This is a genomic window from Pseudoalteromonas sp. OFAV1 (genome assembly GCF_021532595.1).
Classification (GTDB): domain Bacteria; phylum Pseudomonadota; class Gammaproteobacteria; order Enterobacterales; family Alteromonadaceae; genus Pseudoalteromonas; species Pseudoalteromonas lipolytica_C.
Map to the genome: position 1 here is coordinate 95506 of NZ_JAKGBG010000011.1, position 26313 is coordinate 121818.

Genomic DNA, 26313 nt, shown 5'->3' on the forward strand with positions numbered 1-26313 from the left:
CATCAAAAACACACATTCAGGTCAAATTGACATGGCGCTCAAAAAATCCCTTCTTGATGTTGCTCTTGCCCTTACCACAGCAAGCAGCGTTGATCACAATTTCAGTTATTTGTTGAGTTGCATTAATGATTGGCTTGAATGTGATGCCGTTGCCTTGTTATTGAAACAAGGTGATGTGTTAAAGCCCGTAGCCCAGCATGGATTGTCGGACGATACGTTAGGAAGGCGCTTTAAAATAGCAGAGCATCCTCGCTTATTTGAAATATGCCGTGGCAGTGAGCCGTTAAAATTTGCCAAAGATTGTGGCCTACCCGACCCCTACGATGGTTTATTACAAAGCCAGCATGGAGACTTTCCTGTTCATGCCTGCATGGGCGTGCCGCTGCTGAGCAGCAAAGATAACAACGAACTATTGGGTGTTTTAACCTTTGATAGTTTAGATGAACATGCCTTTGACGCTTTAGCAGTGAACGAGCTCAATCAACTAAAACAGCTAGCAGCAGGCTATGTTGAGCATGCCCTAACCTTGCAGCATCTTATGCAACACGCACAACACAGCCATCAAGTTGCACAACAGCTTAATCTTGAAGCGCTAACACGAGAAGGTGTCGAAATTATTGGTAATAGCCAAGCAATGCAGACGCTTAAAAATGATATCCAGCTCGTAGCTGCCTCAGAATTTAGTGTATTAATACAAGGCGACACAGGCGTCGGTAAAGAACTCGTTGCGCGCAATATCCATTTAAACTCAAAACGCCGTGACATGCCGTTGATCCACTTAAACTGCGCATCATTACCAGAGAACTTAGCCGAAAGTGAATTTTTTGGTCATAGTAAAGGCGCGTTTACTGGCGCACATACTGCGCGCCAGGGTAAGTTTCAACTTGCCGATGGCGGCACGCTATTTTTAGATGAAATCGGCGAGCTTCCGCTTGCGATGCAAAGTAAGTTATTGCGCGTTTTACAAAGTGGTGAAGTACAAACGGTGGGAGAAGACCAAAGCCGTTATGTCGATGTTAGAGTGATTGCAGCAACCAACCGAAACTTAAAACAAGAAGTCGCTGCGGGGCGCTTTCGTGCAGACCTTTATCATCGATTAAGCGTCTACCCATTGCATGTTGCACCATTAAAAGAGCGCGACAACGATGTTATTTTACTGGCAGGCTTTTTTGTTGAACAAACGTCTAAAAAACTAGGAATTAAACAACTTAAGCTAAGTAGCGATACACAATTACTGCTGCGCCAATATAATTGGCCGGGCAATGTGAGAGAGCTTGAACATGTGATCAGCCGCGCAGCACTCAAAGCCAAGCAACAGCAATGGCAACAAAGCATTGTCACTATTGAGCCTGAGCATTGTGATATTGCTAAAACAGCGGTTGCTACACCAAGCCCTGTTACAGTTAACGAACAAAAAACCGCTCGCTTATCGCTGAAAGAGGCAACCGATGCGTTTAGTTATCAGTTGATTATGCAACAGCTTGAACTACACAACCTCAACTGGGCAGCCACAGCACGCAGCTTAAGCGTTGATAGAGCCAACCTTGTGCGCCTAGCCAAACGGCTAGGCATTAGCGTTAAAAAGTCTGTTTAAGCTTTTAACGCTTTAAAATACGCTTTTAAAAGCTGACTAAATGCTTGTACTTTGGCTGTGCGATGCACCAAGTGATGTGTCACCAGCCAAAGGTCTGTTGGCCAGTTCAGTTCTTTAGGAAGTACTGGCAACAAATCAGGGTATTGGCTTGCCACTTCATGCTGTAGACCACCAATTCCTAAGCCTCTGACAATCGCCCGTGTTGCTTCTGATGTTTCAGACACCCTTAACTTAATTTGCGCCGGCTCAATGTGCTGATCTACCCATGCAAAATAAGGTACTTTACCGTTATAGCCAGCCACCCCAGATACAAAACTATGCTGCTGCAACTGCTGAAGGTTTTTTGGCATACCATACTTTTCAATATAGCTCTTAGAAGCATAAAATCCTGATGAAAGCTCAGCTAAATGCTGGGCAATATAGTCACCTTCATCAGGGCGAGGGCCCGCTCGCACAGCAATATGCGCTTGACCGTGGTCAAGACGTAAACGGTTTTGATCAAGAATAACTTCGAGTTGCACTTGCGGGTGCAAACTTTGAAACTGCTCACAGACATCGCTCAGCACATCAATAAAACCACTGACCGTAGTTAATAATAAACTGCCTCGCAATTGGCTATCAGCAGCAACAATATCGTTATGAAGCTTTTCAAGTTCAGCGTTAATCGATTTTGCAGTGGCAAACAACTTAGCGCCAATTTCTGTCACTGTATAACCCCGAGCATGACGGTGAAATAACCGCGCATCAAGGTTATCTTCTAAATTGTTGATTCTTCTGAGCACTGTGCTGTGATGAACACCCAATGATTCAGCAGCTGCGGTTAACGTGCCGAGTCTTGCCACCTCGTAAGCGACTTTTACATCTTGCCAATCATCAAATTGAATCGCCATAACGGCTCCTAGTGTGCATATACGCACATAAGTTTTGCGTTTATTTGGCTTTTCTGCAAGCTGTTTTTTGCTAAAGTGAGCATATCAACAGTGAAGCTTAAAAAAGGAAGCCATCATGACAGCACCAAAAATTATTGCCCTAGCAGGCAGCCTACGTAAAGACAGCTTTAATCAAAAACTGATTAATGAAGCTGCACGCTTCGCCCTCGAAAGTGGTGCTGAAGTAGAAGTGATTAAATTAAGTGATTTAGACTTACCTTTATTTGATGAAGATATTGAAGCGCAAGGTACACCTGCTGGCGCACAATTATTAAAAGATAAGCTTCGCGCAGCTGATGGCATTTTACTAGCAAGCCCAGAATATAATGGCTCAATTACAGCGCCACTTAAAAACGCAATCGATTGGGCATCTCGTACAGAGCAAGGTGCAGTACCTGCATTTCGCAATAAAGTTACAGCACTTTATGCAGCTTCGCCGGGTGGTTTAGGTGGCTTACGTGGTTTAAATCACGTACGTGATATTCTATCGGGTATTGGTAGTTTAGTGCTTGCCGATCAACTCGCAGTGGCTGCTATCCACACTAAATTAGATGAGCAAGGCCGCATCAGCGATGCTGATACAGCCGAAAAAGTTGCTAGCCTTGCCCAGCAACTTGTCAGCGTAGCGAGCAAATTAAATAAGTAAGCCTGATTTAATAGCCCTAGCTTAGCTTTGTCGCTGCTAGCTTAGCAGCGATAAAGTCTTCATGGGTAACATACAGTAAGCTTGCGACGCGGCGAATAACCATTTCCTCATGCTTATCTAAATTGCCATCAGCGTAGGCCAAACGCCACAACAGCTCGATAATATCAATACGTTGCTCGGCACTGCACTGAGCATTAATTTGCTTAGAAAACTGAAAGTAATCAATAGCGTCATCTAAGCTTTGTGAAGCACCATCAATAAGCTCTTCAACAGCTTCATCCGTTAAAGAAAAATATTTTTTTAAGGTCTCATTCAGGGTCTGTTGCTCATCATCCTGTAATTCATCATCGGCACGCATAACCTCAATTAACAGCGCAGCAACAGCAGTTTTGAGATCATGCTCACTGATACTAGATTGCGACTCACTCATAGTTGAAAAAAGTTGTTTTATTTTGTTGAGCATCACATTTGTCCCCTATGGGTGTTAGACTACGTATAAGACATTACGTTACCTTAGTTTGACTATGGATGCTAATTCAGGTTCAACATCATTATGAAACAAGGTTTTAATCACATGGAGTTAAGTGTTTATGAGTGAAGTGAGAAGTACACCAGCACTATTAATTAGCGCCTTTTTAATGTTAGTGGTTTGCAGTAATGCGCACGCAGCAAAAGACGAAACAGAAAAGCTCTACGATTTCGACGAAAAGGTGCACTACTATCAAACCAAACTAGCAGATGGCCGCTATCATCTAGAAATTCAATCGGATGATTACGCACACTTCAAAAACCAAAGCGTTTTTTTATTACGTCACGCAAGTCGGCTCTGTAAAGATGAACCGTTTATGTTAAGAGTGACTGATGGGGTGCAGGAGTATGAACGTTTTCCAACTAAACCACGTGCCTATCAGCCACCTTTAACGGTTGTTTTGCAATGTGAAGACGAAGCTAAATAGTACTAGTCTTCATATCCCCATGGTGCGCTTGGCGGCGTGATAGGTTTAGTTAAGTCAAAATCAACGCGAAACTCACGTCCTTCACGTACTAAGCGATACGTAAATTGCTTTGGATAAATATACATTTGCCACGTGTTACCCATTGATTGGGGAATACCTTGGCTTGCAAACAATTCTTTTGAATATTGATCAGCCGGGAATGACTGCGCATTAGCAAACCCCGCATCAAGGGTATGACCACCATACATGGTTGATTTGTCATCGCTGCCATCTTTATGGCGATGATCATGCTTTAAACTAAGTCCACTGCCCGTTTTTGTGATGATCCAAGTACGAGATGCATCATCACCCACATGAAATGGCACTTGTAACTCACGCTCGTTACAACGACGTACATGCATTACTAACTTTTTGCCCGCAAACGAACTAGGGCCAGCAGCGTTATCAACGCTCACTTTACCTTCGTAAGCTTTACCGCAATGGGCCGCAATGTTTTCAAAAAAGCCGTCATGGCTTGGAATTGACACTAACGGCGCAGGTCGTGCAGCCGCTACTGATGATGCTGCTACGAGTATCGATGCCACTAAGTATTTCATGGTGTGTTCCTTTATTTAAATTATAATGTCGCTAGCCTAGCCTGCCCCTAAGCAGAAAGGAAATAAATTAGCTAAACAACCTAAAACCATCTGGTGAGCACGCTCATATAGCGCCAACAAATTGCAATATAAAACAACTACTAAAAATGAGTGCGCTCATACAAAACAACTAAACCATTAATTCTTAAAAGATTTAGATACATGAGTATCATTTGCAGAAATAACACAGACAATTTAAACAGCTGAATTATTTTATTTTGACTACAAGACTAATAAAGAGTGCCAATCACCAAAAGCAAAGCTTCTATCAATCATAACCTTACATAGTTATTGGCTAAAATGTTCCCAAAAATAAAAACGCGGCTCTCGCCGCGTTTAAGTTCCACATGTAAAACCTACTTATTGCCAAGGACGCTCAGCTTTAAGTTGCTGCTCAAAGGCATCGATTTGACTGTTAAGTGTTTCAGTCACACCGATAAAGTCTAAGCCGCTTAATAAGCGCTCTTTAATATCATGGCGAATATCAAAGTGAATAGTGTCAAACTTATCGCTACGAAGTTGTTGGTTTTCTAAATCAACTTCAATATGAATATCATCATGCTGTTCACTCAGTACAAATAATTGCTCAAGTGTTTGTGCCGGTAATGCGATAGCAAGCATTTGATTATTGCCGCAGTTATTAAAGAAAATATCGGCAAAGCTTTCCGCTAAGATCACTTCAAAACCATATTGCTTTAATGCCCATGGCGCGTGCTCGCGCGATGAACCACAACCAAAGTTGTCGCGAGTTAAAAGAATTTGCGCACCTTGGTAACAAGGACGGTTCAAAATAAACTCAGGATTTGGCTCGCCGTTATCTAAATAACGCCAATCGTAAAAAAGCGCCGCATCAAAGCCATCACGGCTGGTCGACGTTAAAAACTGCTTTGGAATTATTTGGTCAGTATCAACATTGTTTTTATCTAACGGGGCCATTAAGCCACTAAAAAATACGCTCATTAGGCTTCTCCTCTGATATCAACAAAACGACCATGAATAGCCGCTGCCGCAGCCATTGCTGGGCTCACTAAGTGCGTGCGTCCACCGCGACCTTGGCGACCTTCAAAGTTACGATTTGAAGTAGATGCACAGCGTTTACCAGCTTCTAATCTGTCATCATTCATTGCTAAGCACATTGAACAACCCGGCTCACGCCATTCAAAACCAGCCGCTTTGAAGATATCAGCAAGGCCTTCGTCTTCGGCTTGTTTTTTAACAAGGCCAGAACCTGGAACAATCAGAGCTTCAACACCCGCTGCAACTTGCTTGCCTTCTACAATCTGCGCGGCAGCACGTAAATCTTCAATACGGCTATTTGTACATGAGCCAATAAATACGGTATCAACAGTCGCTGAAGATAATTTATCACCCGCTTTTAAGCCCATATATTTTAGTGCGCTACGAATTGCATCAGCTTTGATTAGATCTGGTTCTTGCTCAGGATCAGGAATGCATTCATCTACGCCAATCACTTGCTCAGGGCTGGTACCCCAAGTAATTTGCGGTTGAATGTCAGCAGCCTCCAATTCAACAACATGATCAAACTCTGCGCCATCATCAGTTTTTAGTGTTTGCCAGTAGGCAACGGCACTATCAAAGTCAGCACCTTGTGGTGCGAATGGGCGACCTTTTAAATAATCATAAGTTGTTTGATCTGGTGCGATTAACCCCGCTTTTGCGCCCATTTCAATACTCATATTACATAGCGTCATGCGCGCTTCCATAGACAGCGCTTCGATTCCTTCACCACAAAATTCAGCAACATAGCCAGTTCCACCCGCAGTGCCTAATTTACCGATCACCGCCATGATTAAATCTTTAGCAGTAACAGTTGGACGTAGGCGACCATTTATTTGAATTTTTAACGACTTGGCTTTTTTCTGCTGTAGCGTTTGAGTTGCAAGAACGTGCTCAACTTCTGAAGTACCTATACCGTGCGCTAGTGCACCAAATGCACCATGAGTAGAGGTATGGCTATCACCACACACTATGGTTGTGCCCGGTAAAGTAATGCCCTGCTCAGGCCCCATTACATGCACAATACCTTGATTAATCGAATTTAAATCATAAAGTTGAATACCAAACTCTTTACAGTTTGCATCCAGTGCCATTAATTGATTTTTCGACACTTCACTCGCAGCATCTAATGAGCGGCTTTTTGTTGAAACGTTATGGTCCATGGTCGCAAAGGTTTTTTCTGGGCAACGTACTTTGCGGTTTTTCTCACGTAAACCAGCAAAGGCTTGCGGCGATGTAACTTCATGAACTAGGTGACGGTCGATATAAAGTAAATCGGTTTGATCATTAATGCTGGCGACTACATGAGCTTGCCAGATTTTATCGTATAAGGTTTGGGCCACTTGCTATTCCCTCATTTTAGTTACGCTGAGTGACGAGCTCAGCGCAAACAATTTTTAATTAAATACGTGCCACAATTGCCGCAGCAACATCACTGGTGGTATACCCTGCATTTGGGTAGATATCTGGCGTACCAACACCGGCTTCAACTGCTTCTGCTACCGCTTTTTCAATGGTACGAGCCGCTTCATCTTGCCCTAGTGAGTAGCGCAGCATAAGCGCAGCACTTAAAATTTGTGCGATAGGGTTTGCCACCCCTTTACCAGCGATATCTGGTGCTGAGCCACCAGCTGGCTCATATAAACCAAAGCCAGACTGATTCAAACTTGCTGATGGTAATAAGCCCATAGAACCTGTGATCATCGCGCACTCATCAGACAAAATGTCGCCAAATAAGTTATCGCAAAGTAGTACATCAAACTGGCTTGGCTGTTTTACTAATTGCATCGCCGCGTTATCAACATAAATGTAGTCAAGGCTCACTTCTGGGTAGTCTTTACTCACTTCAGTGACCACTTCACGCCAAAGTACACTTGACGCTAACACATTCGCTTTATCAACCGAAGTAACGTGATTGCTACGCAGCTTAGCGGCTTCAAATGCAAAGCGGGCGATGCGCTCAATTTCTTTACGTGAGTATGTTTGGGTATCGAAAGCGGCTTCTTGCTCCCCTTCGCCACTGCGGCCTTTTTCACCGAAATAAATACCACCGGTTAGCTCGCGAACACACAAGATATCAAAGCCTTGTGCACTGATATCTGCACGCAGTGGTGATGCAGCACTTAGTGCTGGTAATAATTGTGCTGGGCGTAAATTACAGAACAAACCAAAATGCTTACGAAGTGGCAACAACGAAGCTCGTTCAGGTTGCTCGTTCGGTGGTAAGTTTTCCCACTTAGGACCACCTACCGAACCAAATAAAATCGCATCGGCATTTTCACAAGCACTAAGAGTGCTTTGCGGCAGTGCCTGACCAAACTCATCAATGGCAGCACCACCAATCGCGTGGTGATGACGAGTCAAAGTAAAACCAAATTTTTCGCTCACAGCATCCAAGACGGTTTCTGCTGCTGCCATAACTTCTGGACCAATCCCGTCGCCTGCTAATACTGCGATACTGTAATTCGATTGACTCATCCTGCTTTCCTCTGTTGTTTTAAATCAGACACTTTTTGTGCACGATAAATTAAGTTATAAACGCGGATCATGGCGCGTACTGACGCTTCAACCACATCCGCTGCAATGCCCGCGCCGTGATAAGGGCGACCATCGTATTTAGCGATAATATTCACTTGCCCCAGTGAGCTGGCACCTTGGCCTGTTGCTTCTAGGTTGTATTCAATCATTTCGACCGACATACCCGTTAAGCGCTCAATTGCTAAGAATGATGCTTCAACAGGACCATTACCCGTTGCGGCCTCTTGCTTAGACTCGCCATCAATTGTCATGCCGATTGTTGAGCTCGCCACTGATTGCGAGTTAGACGTAGAGTTAACAAACTCAAGTTGGTACTTCTCGTCTTTATCTTTGATTTGATTAAAGTAAATCATCGCTTCTAAGTCGTAGTCATACACAGTGCCTTTTTGGTCTGCTAATGCTAAGAAACTTTCATACAAGCTATCCATATCATAATCAGATTTTTGATAGCCTAACTCTTCTAAACGATGCTCAATAACATGACGACCTGAACGCGAGGTCATGTTTAATTGGTTATTTGGTACACCGACACTTTCTGGCGACATAATTTCGTAAGTGTTTTGCGCTTTTAATACGCCGTCTTGGTGGATCCCTGAGCTGTGTGCAAAGGCATTTTCACCAACAATTGCTTTGTTTGGCTGCACTGGCATATTACAAATCTTCGCGACTTGGCGCGAAGCACGGTAAATTTCTTCACTGCGAATATCAGTATGCACTTTTAAGTGGTCTTCACGCATCTTCATGATCATCGCCACTTCTTCAAGCGAGCAGTTACCTGCACGCTCACCAATACCATTAATAGTACATTCGATTTGGCGAGCACCGGCTTGTACCGCAGCAATTGAGTTAGCAACCGCTAAGCCTAAATCGTTATGGCAATGCACACTTAAACGCGCCTTGTCGATATTTGGCACATTGTTCATTAAGTGATGGATCATCGCAGCGTATTCGTCTGGCGTTACATAACCTACGGTGTCAGGTAAGTTGATAGTTGATGCACCCGCATCAATAGCACTTTCAACGATACGGCATAAATCCCAATGCGGTGTGCGGCCTGCATCTTCACACGAAAATTCAACGTCATCCGTGTAGTTACGCGCAAGTTTAATCGACTTAACAGCCATCGCTGTTGCATCGTCTAAGCTCATACGTAATTTGTGCTCAAGGTGTAATGGGCTGGTTGCAATAAAAGTATGGATACGGCCTTGCTCTGCCGGGCGAAGTGCTTCACCACAGGCTTCTATGTCTTTTGCTACAGCGCGAGCTAAACCACAAATAATAGGCCCTTTCACTTCAGTCGCAATTCGCTGTACTGAGCGAAAATCCGCCGGGCTTGATACCGGAAAACCTACTTCCATTACATCCACATTTAAGCGGCTAATGGTATGCGCAAGTTGAATTTTGTCGTCTTCGGTTAGGCTTGCTTTTAATGCTTGCTCACCATCACGTAACGTTGTGTCAAAAATCCAAACCTTATCTTTCATAAAACTGTCCTCGTTCCCAATGACCCATTAGCGAGATAAAAAAAACCCCGCGTTTGCGGGGTTTTTTAATGTTCTACAAATGCAAATACACTAAGCCCCGCTCACTGATTTAAGCAGTAAGAGGTTTAGTTTTAATGTAATTAAACGAATCATTTGCATTGTATTTATCTAAATGTGTGTTCAGTGAGCTGTATTTTTAACATTCAAAAAACCAGCTTGCAAGCATAATTTTTTCAAAAATCACATTTTTATTTACACAAAATAGAAAAAACAAACCTAAAGAATCATTAAAAATGAATATAATATCCAAAACTAATGAGAACGGCGTTTAAATATTCGTTCAGCAATCACTGTATTGTTTAGATTAACTTTTAAGATTGATGGTTATCACGTACATACAAAGTTGCACCGCGGGCAATATAACGTAATTGCCAGATCAGTCGCTCTACTAATTCTTCACGTTGCTGGCCTTCGATATCTAACGCTTCAGCACCTGCATTAAAAACGAGCGTAACCATGGCTTCTGCTTGAATATAAGCATGAGTCGCATCGCAAGGAGTTTCGCTTTCAAGATAATGGGCAAGCTCTAAAATAAAGTGTTTAATTTCGCGTGCTACTGCAGCACGAAATGCTTTTGAAGTGCCAGAGCGCTCACGTAATAACAGCCTAAATTGGTTACTTGAATTATCTATAAACTCCATAAAAGTCACTATGGAAGTACTTATAACGCTGCCACCACTGGCGATTCGGCGACGAGCTTGACGCATTAGTTGACGTAACGTTAATCCGGCTTCATCAACCATGGTTAAACCAAGTTCATTCATATCTTTAAAGTGGCGATAAAAAGAGGTTGGCGCTATCCCTGCTTCACGGGCAACTTCACGTAAGCTTAGGTTTGAAAAACTATGATCTGCACTTAGTTGATTAAATGCAGCTTCAATTAGTGCTTGTCGTGTTTTTTGTTTCTGTTGTGCCCTAACACCCGACATGGAAACTCCCAGCGTGAACTTTTAATGATTTTCGGTTAATGAGACAGTCTAATACTTGACGCGAAGAGTTTGAAATACTATTTTAGCGTACAGTTGTACGCCGAGATTAATTTAGATGAAAAAACCACCTATTATTTGGACTAACGTCCTCTTTTTTAGCCTGACATTTTTAGCCGCGATCACTCTTGTACCTTGGTATGGTCTGACTTACGGTTTTACCAGTACACACTGGATCGCATTTGTTGGCTGTATGTTTTATGCAGGACTATCGATTACTGCAGGTTATCACCGCTTATGGGCGCACAAAGCATATGATGTTCACCCAGTTATTGAAGTGATTTTTGCCTTTGGTGGCGCATTTGCATTACAAAACAGTGCGTTGCACTGGAGTAGCGATCACCGTATTCACCATGGTCAAGTTGATGATCCAATCAAAGACCCTTACGCTGCAACAAATGGCTTTTGGTATAGCCACATTGGTTGGATGCTGCGCGATTATCAAGGTGAAGAATACAGTAACTACAACAACTGCCGTGACTTACAAAAAAATAAAGTAGTAATGTGGCAACATCGTCATTATATGAAATTAGTTATTGCGACTAATTTTGGTATTCCTTTATTGCTAGGTTTAATGCTTGGCGATGTATGGGGTATGTTATTACTAGCCGGTTTACTGCGTTTAGTATTAAGCCAGCACTTTACTTTTTTCATTAACTCAGTTGCGCATATTTGGGGTTCTCGCCCTTACACCGAAAAAAACACGGCACGTGATAATGGCTTTTTAGCATTATTCACCTACGGTGAAGGCTACCATAACTTCCACCATATTTTTGCTAGTGACTATCGCAATGGCATTAAGTGGTATCACTATGATCCTACGAAGTGGATGATCCGCTCATTAGCAGCGCTAGGCCTGGCTTCAAAACTAAAACGCACCCCTGTGGAACGTATTGAAAAAGCCAAAGCCGAAACCTTAATGAATAAAACCCAAGTTCGCCTTGCAAAATTGCCTTTAGCGCAAGATAAGCTTACATTACTACAATCTGAATATGATTTATTGCTGAAGAAGTTGCAGCATTTCTGTGCTTTGCAAAAACGCGTGTTAGACATCAAGAAAAGCAAAATGATGAAACAATGCGAAAAATCAGCATTAATGACACAATATCACGAGCTTGAAGCCGCTTGGGAAAACCAAAAGCAGGCTTGGCTTGCACTAAATGCGAGGTTGTTAAAAGCCTCTTTTAGTTAACATAGGAGCGGCTGTGGCCAAACAACAAGTAAAGCAAAAAGATACTCCATCTTATCAATATGATGCGATCATCATAGGCACAGGTCCTGGCGGTGAAGGTACCGCCATGAACCTGTCTAAAAGTAACAAGAAAGTGGCTGTTATTGAGCGTCAAGAAGCGGTCGGTGGCGGCTGTGTGCACTGGGGTACTATCCCGTCTAAAGCATTACGTCACTCAGTAAGCCGTTACATTGAGTATAAAGCAAACCCGCTATTTAATATCAGCGAGCGTCCTAACCGCTTAACTTTCCCTGATATTTTGCACCATGCAAGTAACGTCATCTCAAAGCAATCTAATTTACGTAGCAGCTTTTATGAGCGTAACCGCATTCATATGTATCAAGGCGATGCTGAGTTTATTGATAAACACACCATTAAGGTAACTCACTTAGACGGTTCATTTGAAACTATCAGTGCACAAACAATTGTCATTGCGACGGGGTCACGCCCTTACCGTCCACCTGGTGTAGACTTTGCCCACCCACGCATTTACGACAGCGATACAATTTTAGGCCTTGAGCATGACCCTCATCGCGTACTAATTTATGGTGCAGGTGTGATTGGTTGTGAGTACGCCTCTATCTTTAAAGGTTTAGGTGCAAAAGTTGATCTAGTGAATACCCGCGACCGCCTGCTTGCCTTTATGGATGCGGAAATCTCAGATGCACTAAGCTACCACTTTTGGAATAGCGGCATTGTTATTCGTCATAACGAAGAGTTTGATAGAGTAGAAACCCGTGATGATTGTGTGGTGATGCACTTAAAATCAGGCAAGCGAGTAAAAGCTGACTGTATTTTATTTGCTAATGGTCGTACTGGTAATACAGATACATTAAACCTTGAAGCTGTGGGCCTAAAAGCGGATGGTCGTGGCCAGCTTAGAGTGAATGAAACATACCAAACAGAAGTCGATAACATTTATGCTGTAGGTGATGTAATTGGTTACCCAAGCCTTGCAAGTGCAGCATTTGACCAAGGCCGTATTGCTGCCGATGCGATTGCATGTGGTAATTGCGATGAGAAGCTGATCATTGATATTCCAGCGGGTATTTATACAATTCCTGAAATGAGCTCAGTGGGTAAAACAGAGCAAGAGCTAACTGCAGCGAAAATCCCTTACGAGGTAGGGCGTGCTCAATTTAAGCATTTAGCGCGTGCGCAAATAGCTGGCACCGAGGTAGGTAGCTTAAAGATTCTATTCCATGTTGATACCAAAGAAGTTCTTGGTGTGCATTGCTTCGGTGAGCGTGCCTCTGAAATTGTTCACATCGGGCAAGCAATTATGGAACAAAAGAACGGCGGCAATAACATTGATTACTTTGTAAATACCACGTTCAATTACCCGACCATGGCCGAAGCCTATCGCGTAGCCGCATTAAATGGTTTAAATCGTTTGTTTAAATAAATAAAAAAGCCCGCTTAATGCGGGCTTTTTTACGATTAGCTGTTGCTTATTTGTGGTATTTACCGCTGAACTCATGAACGGCGTTAATAAATACACCTGCGTTTTCTGGATCAACATCTGGTGTAATACCATGACCTAGATTAAATACATGGCCAGAGCCTGTACCAAAGTCTTCTAGGATAGTGGCAACTTCTTGGCGAATACGCTCAGGCGTGCCATGCAGCATTGCTGGGTCCATGTTGCCTTGCAGCGCTACTTTATCGCCAACACGACGTTTTGCATCACCGATGTTAATAGTCCAGTCCAGACCTACTGCATCACAGCCTGTTGCTGCAATTGCTTCAATCCACTGACCACCATTTTTAGTAAATAACGTCACTGGCACTTTACGACCATCGTGTTCGCGAATTAAGCCATCAACAATCTTGTGCATGTACTGTAATGAAAACTCATTGTAGTCACGTGGGCTTAATACACCACCCCATGAGTCAAATACCATTAACGATTGCGCGCCCGCTTTAACTTGCGCGTTTAAATAGTCAATGACTGAGTCAGCTAATTTATCAAGTAGTAAGTGCAGTGTTTGTGGCTCAGCAAAAGCCATTTTTTTGATTTTACCGAATGTTTTGCTGCTACCACCTTCAACCATGTAAGTGGCAAGTGTCCAAGGTGAACCAGAGAAACCAATTAGCGGTACTTCACCTTTTAATTCGCGACGAATCGTACTTACCGCATTCATCACATAACCAAGCTCATCAGTTGGATCGATATTTGGGATTTTTTTAACATCTGCTAATGAAGAAATCGGACGTTCAAATTTCGGACCTTCACCTGTTTCAAAGTAAAGACCTAAGCCCATAGCATCAGGAATAGTTAAAATATCACTGAATAGAATAGCAGCATCAAGCGGATAACGACGTAATGGCTGTAACGTTACTTCACAAGCAAGTTCAGCATTTTTACATAAACTCATAAAGTCGCCTGCTTGGGCACGTGTAGCGCGGTACTCAGGTAAATAACGGCCAGCTTGGCGCATCATCCATACCGGTGTGACATCAACAGGTTGCTTTTGTAGTGCACGTAAATAACGATCGTTTTTTAATTCGCTCATGCGTATAGAATCCTAGAACTGAATGAAATTGTGCAGATTGTACCACCATATTACACGTCTCACTATGGATAGATAATCATGGCTAGATATAGATCATGTTTTTTAGGTCAGCCTAAGCCTATAGTGCGTTTTTTGAGCGAAAATAAAATAATTTTAAAACTTTTCATTAATAAATTTGCAACATACCAAAAAGCTTGGTATAACTTATCCCGCGTTAACAATAACAACAATAAAAATCTTATAACAAGAAGAACAATAATCTTCCCATAACAATAAGAACGCTTGTTTTAACAAGTCATAGAAAAAGAATTAAACCACCTTTATAGGTGGTTTTTTCTTTTTAGAATCAGTAAATTAACCCCTCCTCCCATTAGATAAGTAATGCAAAATTAACACTAGTAGTTTTGATTTATTTCCCATACACTGCTGTTAGAGCATAAAAGCTAGCCTCAGGTGTCGTTGCGTTGCAATTTCATTGTAAAAAATTACGTGCTTAGGATGGCTTTTACAATCTGTTGCAATTAGACACTAAGAATTTAGTTGATCTTTGTGTCATATTTCCTTTTTATATATACAAAGGAAAACCTACTCAGCGAGGAGATGAAATATGCTGACGCGTTTGGAAAAAGCTCAACAAAAATGGGGTGGCAGTCACTCTGTAATAGACAAATGGCTAACAGAGCGCCAAGAATTATTGGTGTTATTCTGTCGTATTGCTGGCTTTTCACCGTACGAGAAGAAAGATCACGCCCTACCGGATCAACTGCAAATTCAGAATTTTTGCCAAATTCTAATGGATTATCTTTCTGCTGGTCACTTTGAAATATATGACGACATCGCAAAAGCCTGCAAAGAGAAAGGCCCTGAAAGCCAAAACCTAGCAAATGCTCTTTACCCGCGTATTTCAGAAACAACTGACGTCGCTCTCGACTTTAATGATAAATATGCTGAAGTTGACAAAGATGACTTACTTGATGAGTTTGATAAAGACTTGTCTACATTAGGTGAGGCACTTGAGTTACGCTTTGAATTAGAAGATGAGTTAATCGATAACCTTTATTCGAATCATACAAGCTAATTTGCGATGACAGCAGAGAAGCATTTCTCTGCTGAAAGTACTAGTAATTTGCACCCAACCATAAATACCTTGCGCCATATAAGTATAAAAACGGCTTGATTGGTGGTAAAACTTCATCCTCCAAAAGAATCAACTATTCCATTTCGTAACAAAAATTTGAAATAATTCTTTCAATGCGATACTCATATTATAAAAAACATGAGGTTCGCTATGAACAAACGGTCATTTTTAAAGTCACTTTCAATCCTTGCCGCTGGCGCAAGTCTAACATCCGCTCCCTTAATGGCTGCTCAGAATAGCAGTACCCAAACATTAATTAAGCCAAAAGCTCTTCCTAAAGGCGGCACAATTGGCATATGTAGCCCCTCTGCCGCCACTGCTGCGCACGCTGATATTTTATTAGCACAAGGCGTTATAGAGGCACTGGGTTACAAAGCTAAGCTTGCACCAAACATTTTGGCAAGACGAGGGCATTTAGCAGGCACTGATGCGATGCGAGCCGGTGATTTAAACAGTTTATTTAGTGATAACGATGTTGATGCTATTTTGTGTTTACGCGGCGGCTCAGGGGCTGCCCGTATTTTACCTTTACTCGACTACGCAATGATCCGTAACAACCCAAAACCTCTAATGGGCTATTCGGATATTACAGCATTGCATAACGCGTTACTCTCTAAAGCAGGGCTGATCAGCTTTCATGGTCCCAATGCATCGAGTGATTGGAATCCGTTTCATGTAGCGCAATTTAAAGACATGTTCGAAGCCCGTAAACTAATGCATTTTCAAAATTTGCCGAAAGCCGATGATGAGCTCGTTAACACACAATACCTGACCCAAACAATTACTTCAGGAAAGGCTACAGGACAGTTAATTGGAGGTAATTTAACGGTACTGACCGCACTTGCGGGATCAAGCTATTTACCCGATTTTGACGGCGCAATTTTATTTTTAGAAGATATCGACGAAGCACCCTATCGAATTGACAGAATGATGAGCACACTAAAACTTATGGGCGCACTTGATAAGATTGCAGGCTTTGTATTTGGCGATTGTAATGACTGTAGGCCAGGTCGTGGTTATGGTTCATTAACCCTAGATGATATTTTTGCAGACTATATTAAACCGCTGGGGATTCCTGCTTATCGTGGGGCTATGATTGGCCATATTAAGCGCCAATTTATCTTGCCTGTTGGCACTTTGGTTGAGCTTGATGCAGATGGTGGCACATTAAAAATGACAGAAGCGGCATTTAGTTAATACCAATTCGCGCATAAAAAAGGGCCATTCGGCCCTTTTTTATTGAGTTAAATATTACTCAGCTGGTACTGCTTTTTCATCGCTTTGGATTTCAAGTAATTCTACTTCGAAAACAAGCGTTGAGTTAGCTGGGATCTTACCAAGATCACGCTCACCGTATGCAAGTTCAGATGGAATAGTGAACTTGTACTTAGAGCCAACTGGCATTAATTGTAAACCTTCAGTCCAACCTGGGATCACACGGTTAAGTGGGAACGTAGTTGGTTCATTACGTGAGTAAGAGCTATCAAACTCAGTGCCGTCTAGTAAAGTACCTTTGTAGTGTACTTTAACAACGTCAGTTGCTACTGGCTTTTCACCTTCACCTTGTGTGATCACTTCGTACTGTAGGCCAGACTCAGTTACTGTAACGCCTTCTTTCTTCGCGTTTTCAGCTAAGAATTTTTCGCCTTCAGCTTTGCTCTTTTCAGCTTCTACTTTCGCTTTTTCTTGTTGTTTAGTGCGAATGCTTTGATCAAGCGCAGTTAACACTTCACGAATTTTTTCATCATCAAGCTTAGCATTACCTGCAAGTGCGTCTTCAAAGCCGCGCTTAAGTAGCGCTTCATCAAGCTCAACACCTAATTCTTTCTTTTCTGCTAGGTCTTGGTTTAAGAAGTTACCAACAGATGCACCAATACCGTATGCTTGTTGTTGTGCTTCAGTCTCTAGTTTAACCTCAGCTTGCTGCTCTTTTTTTGCTTCCTGATTACAAGCTGTAAGCGCTAAAACTGACGCTGCAATCAATGACAATTTAATCGTCTTTCTCATTTTATATCTCCGACACACTTTGCAGTTGTCAATTATTGTATTATTACTAGTTAAAGAGTTACGACCTACGTGGTAGGCTGCTTGTCTAATAACTAAACGTCATGCAAATGCATAAGCTAGTGATTAGACTAACAACCTAGGCCTTCCATGAGACCTAGTCTAACCTCTCAATCACTAAGAGTTAAGGGGAAATACCCGTAATATGTCGATATTTCGTACTTTTTTGTATCTACTGAGCCTTGGCTTGGTTGTTGCTTGCTCAGAACAACATGAGCAATCTACAGCACGCTACGAGCATGCTGCACAAGGAGCATTTGCCTCTGCACTTTCACACGATGGTAAATACAGCTTAATCTCATCAATACACCATGGGGTCGCGCTGTGGGATAATCAACAGCACGTATTAAAATACCAATGGTTCCAACAGCAAAACCAAGATAGCCTTGTTCATACCGTGGCAATTTCCTATGACAACAGCCATGCTGTTACCGCAGAAAAATCAACCTTTGCTGTATGGGACATCGCCACAGGTGAAAACTCAGGTTATTACAAAATACACGCCTCAACAATCAGAGATATCGCAATTAGTAATCAAGGCCAGAGTGTTTTATATGGTCGCGCCGATGGTGTTGTTGTATACCTGAACTTAGAGACCGGACGTCGTATAGAGTTCCTTGGTCACCAAGAAAAAGTAAATGTTGTTGATTTATCCCCTAACGGCCATTTCGCCATTAGTGGTTCTAATGACTATGTGGCCTACTTTTGGGATACCCGGACAGGGCAAGTCATTCACCGCTTTAATCACCCAACTCGCGTCACGCAAGTTGCCCTTGACCCACAAGGTCGTTATGCATTTACAGCAGACAGTATGAAGCAAGCAAATGTATGGCAACTGACTACAGGTGATCTTGTTAGCAAACTGCAGTATATTGCGCGTCAGAAAATTTTTACCGCCGCTCGCTTTAATGAAGAAGGGAGTTTAATTGCAACTGGGTCACCAAATAGACTCGTCGAATTATGGCAGCTAAACTCAGGTAAGAAGTTACAAACGTGGCAGGTCATTCCTCGTGAAGGAAGTCGCCCAAAATCGGCCGTGGTGTTAGATGTTGCGTTTACTGATAACAGCCAAGCGTTATTAACCGAAAGCTCCAGCGGATTTGCTGAAAGTTTTAATTTAAGAGAATCGAATGAACACAATTGAAAATCGTCTAATGGAACTTGAAGCGAAAGTCGCTTTTCAAGATGAAACAATTGAAATATTGAATGATGAGCTTAAAGCACACCAACAGCAGCTGGCAAAAATGAAACGCCAGACTGAGTTGCTGGCAGAAAAAATCAAAGAAGCACAACAGCCTTCATTGATGTCGCAGATGCAAGAGCCACCTCCGCCACACTATTAATGTGAGGGTTACAAGCCGGGTGTTATTCGCCCGGCTTAAATACACCTATTACTTGCTCAAACTGGCGGGTTGACGCTTGCACCGCTTTCTCTGGTTGCGTCATTTTATGGCCACACTGTACGCATTCTACTTTTTCAACATCGTGCTCTTTGTATAGCATCATAGTATCCATAGCTTTACACTCAGGGCATGATGCACCGGCGATAAAGCGTTTCTTTTGTCTCATAAATGATCTCCCGTGGCATGTAGGCGGCTATTTTAGCCTAATAATTCTCTGTTTGATACGATTGCGAAGCCTAATGTGATCCGTGTTATGATAAGCAAAATTTAATCTATGCAGTGCAAGTAAACTTTCATGATCCAAATTTCAGACATCGAGCTACTACGAGGTGGCAACGCCTTATTAAAAGGTGCCTCTGCAACCTTATTCCCAGAACATAAGGTTGGCCTTGTGGGCGCTAATGGTTGTGGTAAATCAACCTTGTTCGCGCTATTAAAGTCTGAGTTACAGCTTGATGCTGGTGAATGCCAAATACCAAAAGATTGGTCAATAGCCTCTGTTAAACAAGAAACACCAGCCCTTGAAATAAGCGCCATAGATTACGTATTACAAGGTCACCCTGAGTACTACACATTAAGAATCGCACTCCGTGAAGCCGAGCAAAATAACGATGGTGATGCGCAAGCAAAAGCACATATTGGTCTAGAACATATTCAAGGCTACAGCATTGAAGCAAAAGCGGGCGAACTATTACACGGTTTAGGTTTTAGTAATGAGCAAATAGACAACCCGGTGAGTGCCTTTTCAGGTGGTTGGCGTATGCGTTTAAACTTAGCACAAGCACTTATTCGTGATGCCGATTTATTACTGCTGGATGAGCCAACCAACCACTTAGATCTCGATGCTGTTTATTGGCTAGAACGATTCTTACGTGCCTACACAGGCACCCTAGTACTGATTTCTCATGACCGCGAATTCTTAGATGCCGTCGTTGACCAAATTTGGCACATAGACGCACAAAAAATAAATGTTTATAAAGGCAATTACTCGCAATTCGAACGACAAAAAGCAGAGCGTTTATTACAACAGCAAGCCATGTTCGAAAAGCAGCAAGAACAAATTGCTCATCTAGAAAAGTTTATTACGCGTTTTAAAGCAAAAGCCAGTAAGGCTAAGCAGGCACAAAGCCGAGTAAAAGCCTTAGAACGCATGGAAAAGTTGGCCCCAGCCCATGCTGATTCACCCTTTGATTTTGAGTTTGCTGAGCCTACAGCCCTGCCAAATCCATTAATGACGCTCGACCAAGCTAAAGCTGGCTACGGCGATACCACTATTTTGCATAGCATTAAGCTAAATCTAGTTCCGGGTAGCCGTATTGCGCTGCTTGGCCGAAATGGTGCAGGTAAATCAACATTAATCAAATTATTAGCTGGCGAATTACAACCACAAGCTGGAGAAGTATTTCAGCATCAGGGCTTAAACATTGGTTACTTTGCGCAGCATCAGCTGGAGTCACTCGATCTAAAAGCTAGCGCAGTAACACATTTACAACGCTTAAATCCGCAGGCAACAGAGCAGTCATTACGCGACTTTTTAGGTGGTTTTGCATTCTTTGGCGATAAAGCGCTTGAGCCTGTTGCACCGTTTTCTGGCGGTGAAAAGGCCCGCTTAGTGTTAGCCATGTTAGTGTATCAAAAGCCAAATCTACTGTTACTCGATGAGCCAACTAACCACCTAGATTTAGAAATGCGCCATGCCCTAGTAATGGCGCTACAAGGTTTTGAAGGTGCAATGGTTACTGTATCGCATGACCGTCACATGTTAAAAAATACCGCTGATGAGTATTACCTCGTTGATAACGGCGAAGTAACGCAATTTGGTTATGACCTTGATGCCTATTACCAGTGGCTACTCAACGCCAACAAAGAAGCAGCTAAAAGCAACGAAGACAATACCCCTAAAGCCCATTCAAGCGTTAACCGCAAAGAGCAAAAACGCTTAGAAGCCGAATTCAGAAAATCAGTGCAGCCGTTGAAAAAGCAAATAGACAAGCTTGAAAAGCAACTTGATAAGTACTCAACAGAGCTTGGGGAAATCGAAAGCGCGCTTGCCGATAATGACTTATACAGTGATGAGAATAAAGCCAAGCTAACCGAGCTACTCGCTAAGCAAGCAAGCTTAACTCCAAAGCTTAATGACGTTGAAGAAGAGCTGCTCATGGCACTTGAAGAGCTTGAAGAAAAAGAGCAGGCCTTTGCCGATGAAACCGCTTAATAGCGAGGAGTTTTGGCAGTTTGCATGCCATCTTTATAGCGAAGATGGCATGCAAGCAAAGCTATTAGGCTATCAAAACCAGCAAGGTAAAAATGTTAACCTTTGCCTGCTGCTCTATTATCTTGATTCTTTAGAGCTGGCTGTAACACTCTCTCAACTGAGTGAACTTGAGTCGTGCATTGCCGAGTTTGATCAACAGGCTTTAAAGCCCCTACGAGCCACACGCGCCTACCTTAAAACCATTCAAACTGAGATTTCAGACTACCCCACCATTCGAAAAGAGCTACTTAGCGCAGAATTAAAACTCGAAAAACAACAGCAACAATTACTAATAGACACAGCGAATACCATGATATTCACTCAGCACACAAATACTAAAAATATAAGGCTTTATCTTGGTAGCGAGCTAGCGAGTTAGCTGGGGTAAAGTTTAAAGAGTCGAGGTCATACCTATTTGTAAGGACGATTCTAATTCGGCACTTCTGTTTATGTTGGGTTTCGCTGCGCTCAAACCAACCTACCCTAATAAACTTGATCCAAATCAACTATTAAATCGCCTTATTTCACATCAGGAAAAATGCTTGATCTGGATCATGTCAGGGTATGCAAAGCCAGCCTATGATTAACCCATAGACATTAGGAGGCACAACCATGAACGTATTCTTTAGAGATTTTTTTAGCGACCCAGTTTTATTTATGTCATTCGGCATATTGGCAGTTGTTATCGTTTTATGCCTTTTCTATGTTGGTTACTTTATTAAAAAAGTTCACGACGCAGAAGTTCCTAAGTAAGAATTAAGCACGACGCACAAAGCCCCTATCCAATTTATTGTTTAGGGGCTTTTTATTTTCAGCAGATAAGCAAAATCTGCTAAAGTGTTCTAAAAATGCAAAAACTTGCTACAATAGCGGCCTGTATTGTCTTTAAAGTGTTAGCTATGTTACCTGAGTTTAAGCCTGCGTGGTGGATGCGCAATCGCCATTTACAAACCATAATGCCGCGCTTCTTTCGCCCTTTTCATAATACTCGCTACGACTTATCAACAATTAACACGCCTGATGGTGACTTTTTAGAACTGGCATGGGCAACGCCTCACAACGAACACGCTCCTTTAGCCATTGTATTGCATGGCCTTGAGGGCAATATTAATAGTTTTTATGCCAAAGGCATGATGAAAAAACTCAAGCAGCAAGGCTTTGCTGTGGTGTTAATGCATTTTCGAAACTGCTCACGCGAAGCAAACCGTTTAGCTCGCGCTTATCATAGTGGTGAGACCGAAGATTTACGCTTTTTTATCAACTATCTGAAAAGTAAATTTCCAAAACGTCCTTTATTTGCTGTCGGCTTTTCATTGGGCGGTAATGTACTGGCAAAGTATTTAGGTGAGCAAGGTAGTAAATCAAATTTAAATGGCGCTGCGGTTGTGTCTGCACCATTTGATTTGTCATCCTCTTGCCAAGTGATCCGCAAAAGCTTAGGTAAAATTTATCAAAAGTATTTGCTCGATCGTATGAAAAAATCAATGCATAGAAAGCTGCCACAAATCGAACAGCAAATTAGCCTAACACCAGAAAAGCTGATGGCAATTGATGATTTATGGCAATTCGACAACATGCTGACTGCACCTCTGCATGGTTTTGCCGATGCTGAAGATTATTATCAGCAAGCAAGTGCCAAACCGTTTTTAAAAGCGATTGCAACGCCTACACTCATTGTACACGCCAAAGATGACCCAATGCTGTCAATTAAAGCTGTACCAAATAGCACTGATGTAAGCGAATATGTTACGCTGCGTATCTCCGAAAAAGGTGGCCATGTTGGTTTTATTAGTGGCAATAACCCGTTTAAACCTATTTACTGGCTTGAGCGTGTTGTACCTGACTATTTTCAACAGTTAGTAACAAAAGAGCAGTTATGATCATTCCACACGAACGCCTCGATAAAGAAACCCTTTACAATTTAATCGAAAGCTATGTATTGCGTGAAGGCACTGATTACGGTGAACAAGAGTTCAGCATTGAAAGTAAGGTAGCCCAAGTTCAGCAGCAATTAAAATCGGGAGAAGCCATGGTGTTCTTTTCTGAGTTACATGAGTCTGTGACAATTATTTCAAAAGCAGAGTTCATCGCCCTACAAGCTGATCCCGAGTACCAAGCGTCATTCAACGACTAAACTTGTAACTTTTATCGCAACCCTTCACAATGGCTTTTTAACTTAAAGAGCCATTAAAATGAAAAAACTAAGCTCCTTATTTGCCGCTGTTTCGCTTGCCTTAATTGGGCAAGCCCATGCCGAGGAAGTAACAGCCTCAGCAAAAGCTATCAAGCTTACTAAAGAGACTATTTTAATTGATACCCATATCGACGTTCCGTACCGCATTCATGATAAATGGGCAGATGTTACTAAAGCGACTAGCGATGGCGATTTTGATTACCCTCGAGCCGTAAAAGGTGGCTTAAATGCGCCTTTTATGTCGATTTATATTCCTGCAAATCTTGAATTTGAAGGCAAAGGTAAGAGCTACCAGCTTGCAAATCAGTTAATCGACAGTATGGAAGCCGTTGTACAGCGTGCACCAGAAAAGTTTGCAATTGCCGACTCAACAGACGATGTAAAAGCACAGTTTCAGCAAGGCAAAATGTCTATTGCAATGGGTATGGAAAACGGCTCACCGATTGAAGGCGAGATTAAAAACCTTAAGCATTTTTATGACCGTGGTATTCGTTACATCACGCTAGCTCATTCTCAAAGCAACCATATTTCTGACTCTTCATATGACCTTCGCCGTAAATGGAAAGGCCTTAGTCCATTTGGTAAAGAGCTAGTTAAAGAAATGAACAATATTGGCATGCTTGTCGACGTTTCGCATATTTCTGATGACGCGTTTTATCAAGTAATGGAAATCTCAAAAGTACCTGTGATTGCTTCGCACTCATCACTGCGTAAATATACACCGGGCTTTGAGCGTAATATGAATGACGACATGTTATTAGCCCTAAAAAAGAATGGCGGCGTTATTCAAATAAACTTTGGCTCAAGCTTTGTTACATCGCAAGCCGGCTCTTGGTATAACCAGCTCAAAGCAGCGAAAGCAGATAAGAAAAAAGAAGGCACTAAGCTAAGCAAAGATTTTGATGCAGCTTATCGCGCAAAAAATCCATTTCCATTTGCAAGCCTAGAACAAGTACTTGATCACATTGACCATGTAGTTGAACTAATTGGCATTGATTATGTTGGTATTGGTTCTGACTACGATGGCGTAGGGGATTCATTACCTGTAGGCTTAAAAGACGTATCGAGCTACCCGAACCTAGTACAAGGGCTTATGGATCGCGGTTACAGTGATGCAGATATTAAAAAGATTTTAAGTGGCAATATGCTTCGTGTTTGGAAGCAAGCTGAGCAATACGCAGCGAATCACTAATTCTTACCGCCAATAAGCGCTTATTTTTATGTGCTTATTGGCGACTACAACTTCTACTTCATAGCTATTGGTATTTTTTATTGGAAAAGGTTAAATTACCTTTTTTAGGAAGGATTTAACTATGCTATTTAGTAAAGGAAACATATCACTTTGCTTAGCTGGAGCAGCTCTTGTAATCTCCTGCTACGGCGCCTTTTTTCAAACCAAGCAGCCACAAATAAATCAGTTAGCGACCGACTCAGAGCAACAATACAACTTAGCCAGCAGTGATTTTGATGCTGTTGAGCATGATGATGAGCAAACCTTAGCAAGGTTGAATAAAAGTATTATTTCACTAAAAAAACAAGTTGCCGAGCTCAGGCAAGGTAGCGCATCGCACCAAACTATCACCCCAGATCTAAAAGAATCTGTACTCGCAATCCTCGCAGAGAAAGAGCAACAAGCGCTTGAAAAAGCCGAGCAGAATAACCCGATTTATGGTTTTTATAATAGCCTACCTGATGACTACGAATTGAGATTAAAATCGGAACCCGATTATGCTGACAGTCTAAACAAACAACTACGTGAGCAAATTATTGATCCATACCAGTCAGACAAAGACCGCCTCAAAGCCATGGCTCAATTACAAATGAATATGTTTATGCTTGGCAAGCAAACGCTGCCAGAATATGACTACGATATTGCTAATAGCATGCTAAATATCGCGGCCAATAGCCAAGATAATAAACTGCGCGTTCAAGCGATTGAGTTAGTTTCACAATCTCCTATTTTAGACTCAAGATTAACTCAACAATATACACAAATACTCGAACGCGATGACAACGAATATATACGCCGCTTAGCAGCACAAGGGATACTATCGCAATATTTCATAGCAAGAAATGAGCAAGCTGATAATAGCCAACAACTGGCGCAGCAAATTTTAACTATTTATAGGCACCCTATAAACGAGAGTGTAAAAAGCATTATTGATGAAATGATTGGTGACCCGAATATGCTCGATGAGTTAAAGAAATCAGCAGGCGAATAAAGGCGGCAGATTAACCTTTCACTCTATACTTCACAAAGCTTCCAGCTTTTTCACCCATAAAAAAACCCGAGACTGAGCTCGGGTTTTTCTCAATGCTTAATGCATCACTATAGTTGATTACTCAACGATAGATGCAACAACACCAGCACCAACTGTACGGCCTCCGGCTCATCGCAGAGCTCTTTGCCTTCAAGCGGCGGGAGTTTCACTCCCGAACATCCCGCTTTCAGCCTTCACGGATAGCGAAGCGTAAACCTTCGTCCATTGGGAGTTTGAAGGCGGCAGATTAACCTTTCGCTCTATACAGCTTAAATCTTCCAGCTTTTCTACAGGCATTAAAAAAGGCCGCCTAGGGCGACCTTTTTATAAGCTGTGAAGCTCTATCTGTTGATATTACTCAACGATAGATGCAACAACACCAGCACCAACTGTACGGCCACCTTCAC

At 42.2% G+C, this 26313-nt stretch carries 27 protein-coding genes; 16 read left to right on the forward strand and 11 right to left on the reverse strand.

Features of this window, described 5'->3' with window-relative positions:
* The first annotated feature begins 31 nt into the window (after nt 1-31).
* Nucleotides 32-1594: a nitric oxide reductase transcriptional regulator NorR gene (gene norR, locus L1267_RS08805; protein ID WP_235382597.1), complete on the forward strand. Its 1563-nt coding sequence runs from the start codon at nt 32-34 to the stop codon at nt 1592-1594.
* On the opposite strand, the gene L1267_RS08810 is transcribed toward norR, so the two are convergent.
* Nucleotides 1591-2484, reverse strand: a complete 894-nt coding sequence (locus L1267_RS08810) for a LysR family transcriptional regulator (protein WP_138558513.1) — start codon at nt 2482-2484, stop codon at nt 1591-1593. The genes norR and L1267_RS08810 overlap by 4 nt on opposite strands.
* Before the next feature lie 115 nt (nt 2485-2599).
* On the opposite strand from L1267_RS08810, the gene L1267_RS08815 reads away from it, so the two are divergent.
* A complete protein-coding gene (locus L1267_RS08815; RefSeq protein WP_235382598.1) occupies nt 2600-3169 on the forward strand; it encodes an NADPH-dependent FMN reductase in 570 nt (189 codons plus the stop codon).
* A 16-nt stretch (nt 3170-3185) separates the two neighbouring features.
* On the opposite strand, the gene L1267_RS08820 is transcribed toward L1267_RS08815, so the two are convergent.
* Entirely contained in the window at nt 3186-3632 is a 447-nt protein-coding gene (locus L1267_RS08820; protein ID WP_135922926.1) for a tellurite resistance TerB family protein, read from the reverse strand.
* A gap of 175 nt (nt 3633-3807) precedes the next feature.
* Here L1267_RS08820 and L1267_RS08825 point away from each other — a divergent pair, with 175 nt between their 5' ends.
* On the forward strand, nt 3808-4125 hold the full coding sequence (locus L1267_RS08825) for a hypothetical protein (RefSeq protein WP_421967724.1): 318 nt from the start codon (nt 3808-3810) through the stop codon (nt 4123-4125).
* 2 nt (nt 4126-4127) lie between these two features.
* Here the strand turns inward: L1267_RS08825 and L1267_RS08830 are convergent, their stop codons facing one another.
* From L1267_RS08830 to fabR, 6 genes are all read right to left on the reverse strand, one after another.
* The gene (locus L1267_RS08830) at nt 4128-4721 is read right to left on the reverse strand and encodes a hypothetical protein (RefSeq protein ID WP_199527093.1); all 594 of its coding nucleotides are present in this window, start codon (nt 4719-4721) and stop codon (nt 4128-4130) included.
* Between the two features lie 399 nt (nt 4722-5120).
* The gene (gene leuD / locus L1267_RS08835; protein WP_138558509.1) at nt 5121-5720 is read right to left on the reverse strand and encodes a 3-isopropylmalate dehydratase small subunit; all 600 of its coding nucleotides are present in this window, start codon (nt 5718-5720) and stop codon (nt 5121-5123) included.
* Nucleotides 5720-7120, reverse strand: coding sequence for a 3-isopropylmalate dehydratase large subunit (gene leuC / locus L1267_RS08840; protein ID WP_138558508.1), 1401 nt, complete (start codon nt 7118-7120; stop codon nt 5720-5722). The genes leuD and leuC overlap by 1 nt, the downstream gene beginning before the upstream one ends.
* A 58-nt stretch (nt 7121-7178) precedes the next feature.
* The gene (gene leuB, locus L1267_RS08845; RefSeq protein ID WP_062568366.1) at nt 7179-8255 is read right to left on the reverse strand and encodes a 3-isopropylmalate dehydrogenase; all 1077 of its coding nucleotides are present in this window, start codon (nt 8253-8255) and stop codon (nt 7179-7181) included.
* Nucleotides 8252-9799, reverse strand: coding sequence for a 2-isopropylmalate synthase (gene leuA / locus L1267_RS08850; RefSeq protein WP_063702502.1), 1548 nt, complete (start codon nt 9797-9799; stop codon nt 8252-8254). The genes leuB and leuA overlap by 4 nt, the downstream gene beginning before the upstream one ends.
* Nucleotides 9800-10170: 371 nt before the next feature.
* Nucleotides 10171-10788 carry an HTH-type transcriptional repressor FabR gene (fabR, locus tag L1267_RS08855; RefSeq protein WP_135922932.1) on the reverse strand — a complete coding sequence of 206 codons (618 nt, stop codon included), beginning with the start codon at nt 10786-10788 and terminating at the stop codon, nt 10171-10173.
* Nucleotides 10789-10903: 115 nt separating this feature from the next.
* Between fabR and L1267_RS08860 the strand changes: the two genes are divergently transcribed.
* Both L1267_RS08860 and sthA read left to right on the forward strand, forming a co-directional pair.
* Complete coding sequence (locus tag L1267_RS08860; RefSeq protein ID WP_135922933.1) at nt 10904-12037, forward strand: acyl-CoA desaturase; 1134 nt, start codon at nt 10904-10906, stop codon at nt 12035-12037.
* A 13-nt stretch (nt 12038-12050) separates the two neighbouring features.
* Nucleotides 12051-13481: a Si-specific NAD(P)(+) transhydrogenase gene (gene sthA / locus L1267_RS08865; protein WP_235382599.1), complete on the forward strand. Its 1431-nt coding sequence runs from the start codon at nt 12051-12053 to the stop codon at nt 13479-13481.
* 46 nt (nt 13482-13527) lie between these two features.
* Here the strand turns inward: sthA and hemE are convergent, their stop codons facing one another.
* Nucleotides 13528-14592, reverse strand: a complete 1065-nt coding sequence (hemE, locus tag L1267_RS08870) for a uroporphyrinogen decarboxylase (protein ID WP_054562901.1) — start codon at nt 14590-14592, stop codon at nt 13528-13530.
* 607 nt (nt 14593-15199) lie between these two features.
* Here hemE and rsd point away from each other — a divergent pair.
* Both rsd and L1267_RS08880 read left to right on the forward strand, forming a co-directional pair.
* Nucleotides 15200-15670, forward strand: coding sequence for a sigma D regulator (gene rsd / locus L1267_RS08875; protein WP_135922935.1), 471 nt, complete (start codon nt 15200-15202; stop codon nt 15668-15670).
* 210 nt (nt 15671-15880) lie between these two features.
* Nucleotides 15881-16927, forward strand: coding sequence for a S66 peptidase family protein (locus L1267_RS08880; protein WP_235382600.1), 1047 nt, complete (start codon nt 15881-15883; stop codon nt 16925-16927).
* A 54-nt stretch (nt 16928-16981) separates the two neighbouring features.
* On the opposite strand, the gene fkpA is transcribed toward L1267_RS08880, so the two are convergent.
* Nucleotides 16982-17737, reverse strand: coding sequence for an FKBP-type peptidyl-prolyl cis-trans isomerase (gene fkpA / locus L1267_RS08885; protein WP_135922937.1), 756 nt, complete (start codon nt 17735-17737; stop codon nt 16982-16984).
* 202 nt (nt 17738-17939) lie between these two features.
* Between fkpA and L1267_RS08890 the strand changes: the two genes are divergently transcribed.
* Both L1267_RS08890 and L1267_RS08895 read left to right on the forward strand, forming a co-directional pair.
* On the forward strand, nt 17940-18938 hold the full coding sequence (locus L1267_RS08890; RefSeq protein ID WP_138558507.1) for a WD40 repeat domain-containing protein: 999 nt from the start codon (nt 17940-17942) through the stop codon (nt 18936-18938).
* Nucleotides 18925-19137 (forward strand): SlyX family protein, encoded by a 213-nt coding sequence (locus L1267_RS08895; protein WP_135922939.1) that lies wholly within the window; start codon nt 18925-18927, stop codon nt 19135-19137. The genes L1267_RS08890 and L1267_RS08895 overlap by 14 nt, the downstream gene beginning before the upstream one ends.
* A 22-nt stretch (nt 19138-19159) precedes the next feature.
* Here L1267_RS08895 and L1267_RS08900 read toward each other — a convergent pair whose 3' ends face one another.
* A complete protein-coding gene (locus L1267_RS08900) occupies nt 19160-19363 on the reverse strand; it encodes a YheV family putative zinc ribbon protein (protein WP_135922940.1) in 204 nt (67 codons plus the stop codon).
* A 129-nt stretch (nt 19364-19492) separates the two neighbouring features.
* On the opposite strand from L1267_RS08900, the gene L1267_RS08905 reads away from it, so the two are divergent.
* The 7 genes from L1267_RS08905 (at nt 19493) to L1267_RS08935 (ending at nt 25867) form a co-directional block, all read left to right on the forward strand.
* Nucleotides 19493-21412: an ATP-binding cassette domain-containing protein gene (locus L1267_RS08905; RefSeq protein WP_135922941.1), complete on the forward strand. Its 1920-nt coding sequence runs from the start codon at nt 19493-19495 to the stop codon at nt 21410-21412.
* Entirely contained in the window at nt 21399-21830 is a 432-nt protein-coding gene (locus L1267_RS08910; protein WP_138558505.1) for a TIGR02444 family protein, read from the forward strand. Before L1267_RS08905 ends, L1267_RS08910 begins: the two co-directional genes overlap by 14 nt.
* Nucleotides 21831-22063: 233 nt before the next feature.
* Nucleotides 22064-22204 (forward strand): DUF3149 domain-containing protein, encoded by a 141-nt coding sequence (locus tag L1267_RS08915; protein WP_074989877.1) that lies wholly within the window; start codon nt 22064-22066, stop codon nt 22202-22204.
* A 146-nt stretch (nt 22205-22350) separates the two neighbouring features.
* Nucleotides 22351-23331, forward strand: coding sequence for a hydrolase (locus L1267_RS08920; RefSeq protein WP_235382603.1), 981 nt, complete (start codon nt 22351-22353; stop codon nt 23329-23331).
* A complete protein-coding gene (locus tag L1267_RS08925) occupies nt 23328-23585 on the forward strand; it encodes a YheU family protein (protein WP_135922943.1) in 258 nt (85 codons plus the stop codon). Before L1267_RS08920 ends, L1267_RS08925 begins: the two co-directional genes overlap by 4 nt.
* Before the next feature lie 58 nt (nt 23586-23643).
* Nucleotides 23644-24837, forward strand: coding sequence for a dipeptidase (locus L1267_RS08930; protein WP_138558504.1), 1194 nt, complete (start codon nt 23644-23646; stop codon nt 24835-24837).
* A 121-nt stretch (nt 24838-24958) separates the two neighbouring features.
* The gene (locus tag L1267_RS08935; protein ID WP_138558503.1) at nt 24959-25867 is read left to right on the forward strand and encodes a hypothetical protein; all 909 of its coding nucleotides are present in this window, start codon (nt 24959-24961) and stop codon (nt 25865-25867) included.
* Nucleotides 25868-26313: the final 446 nt, after the last annotated feature.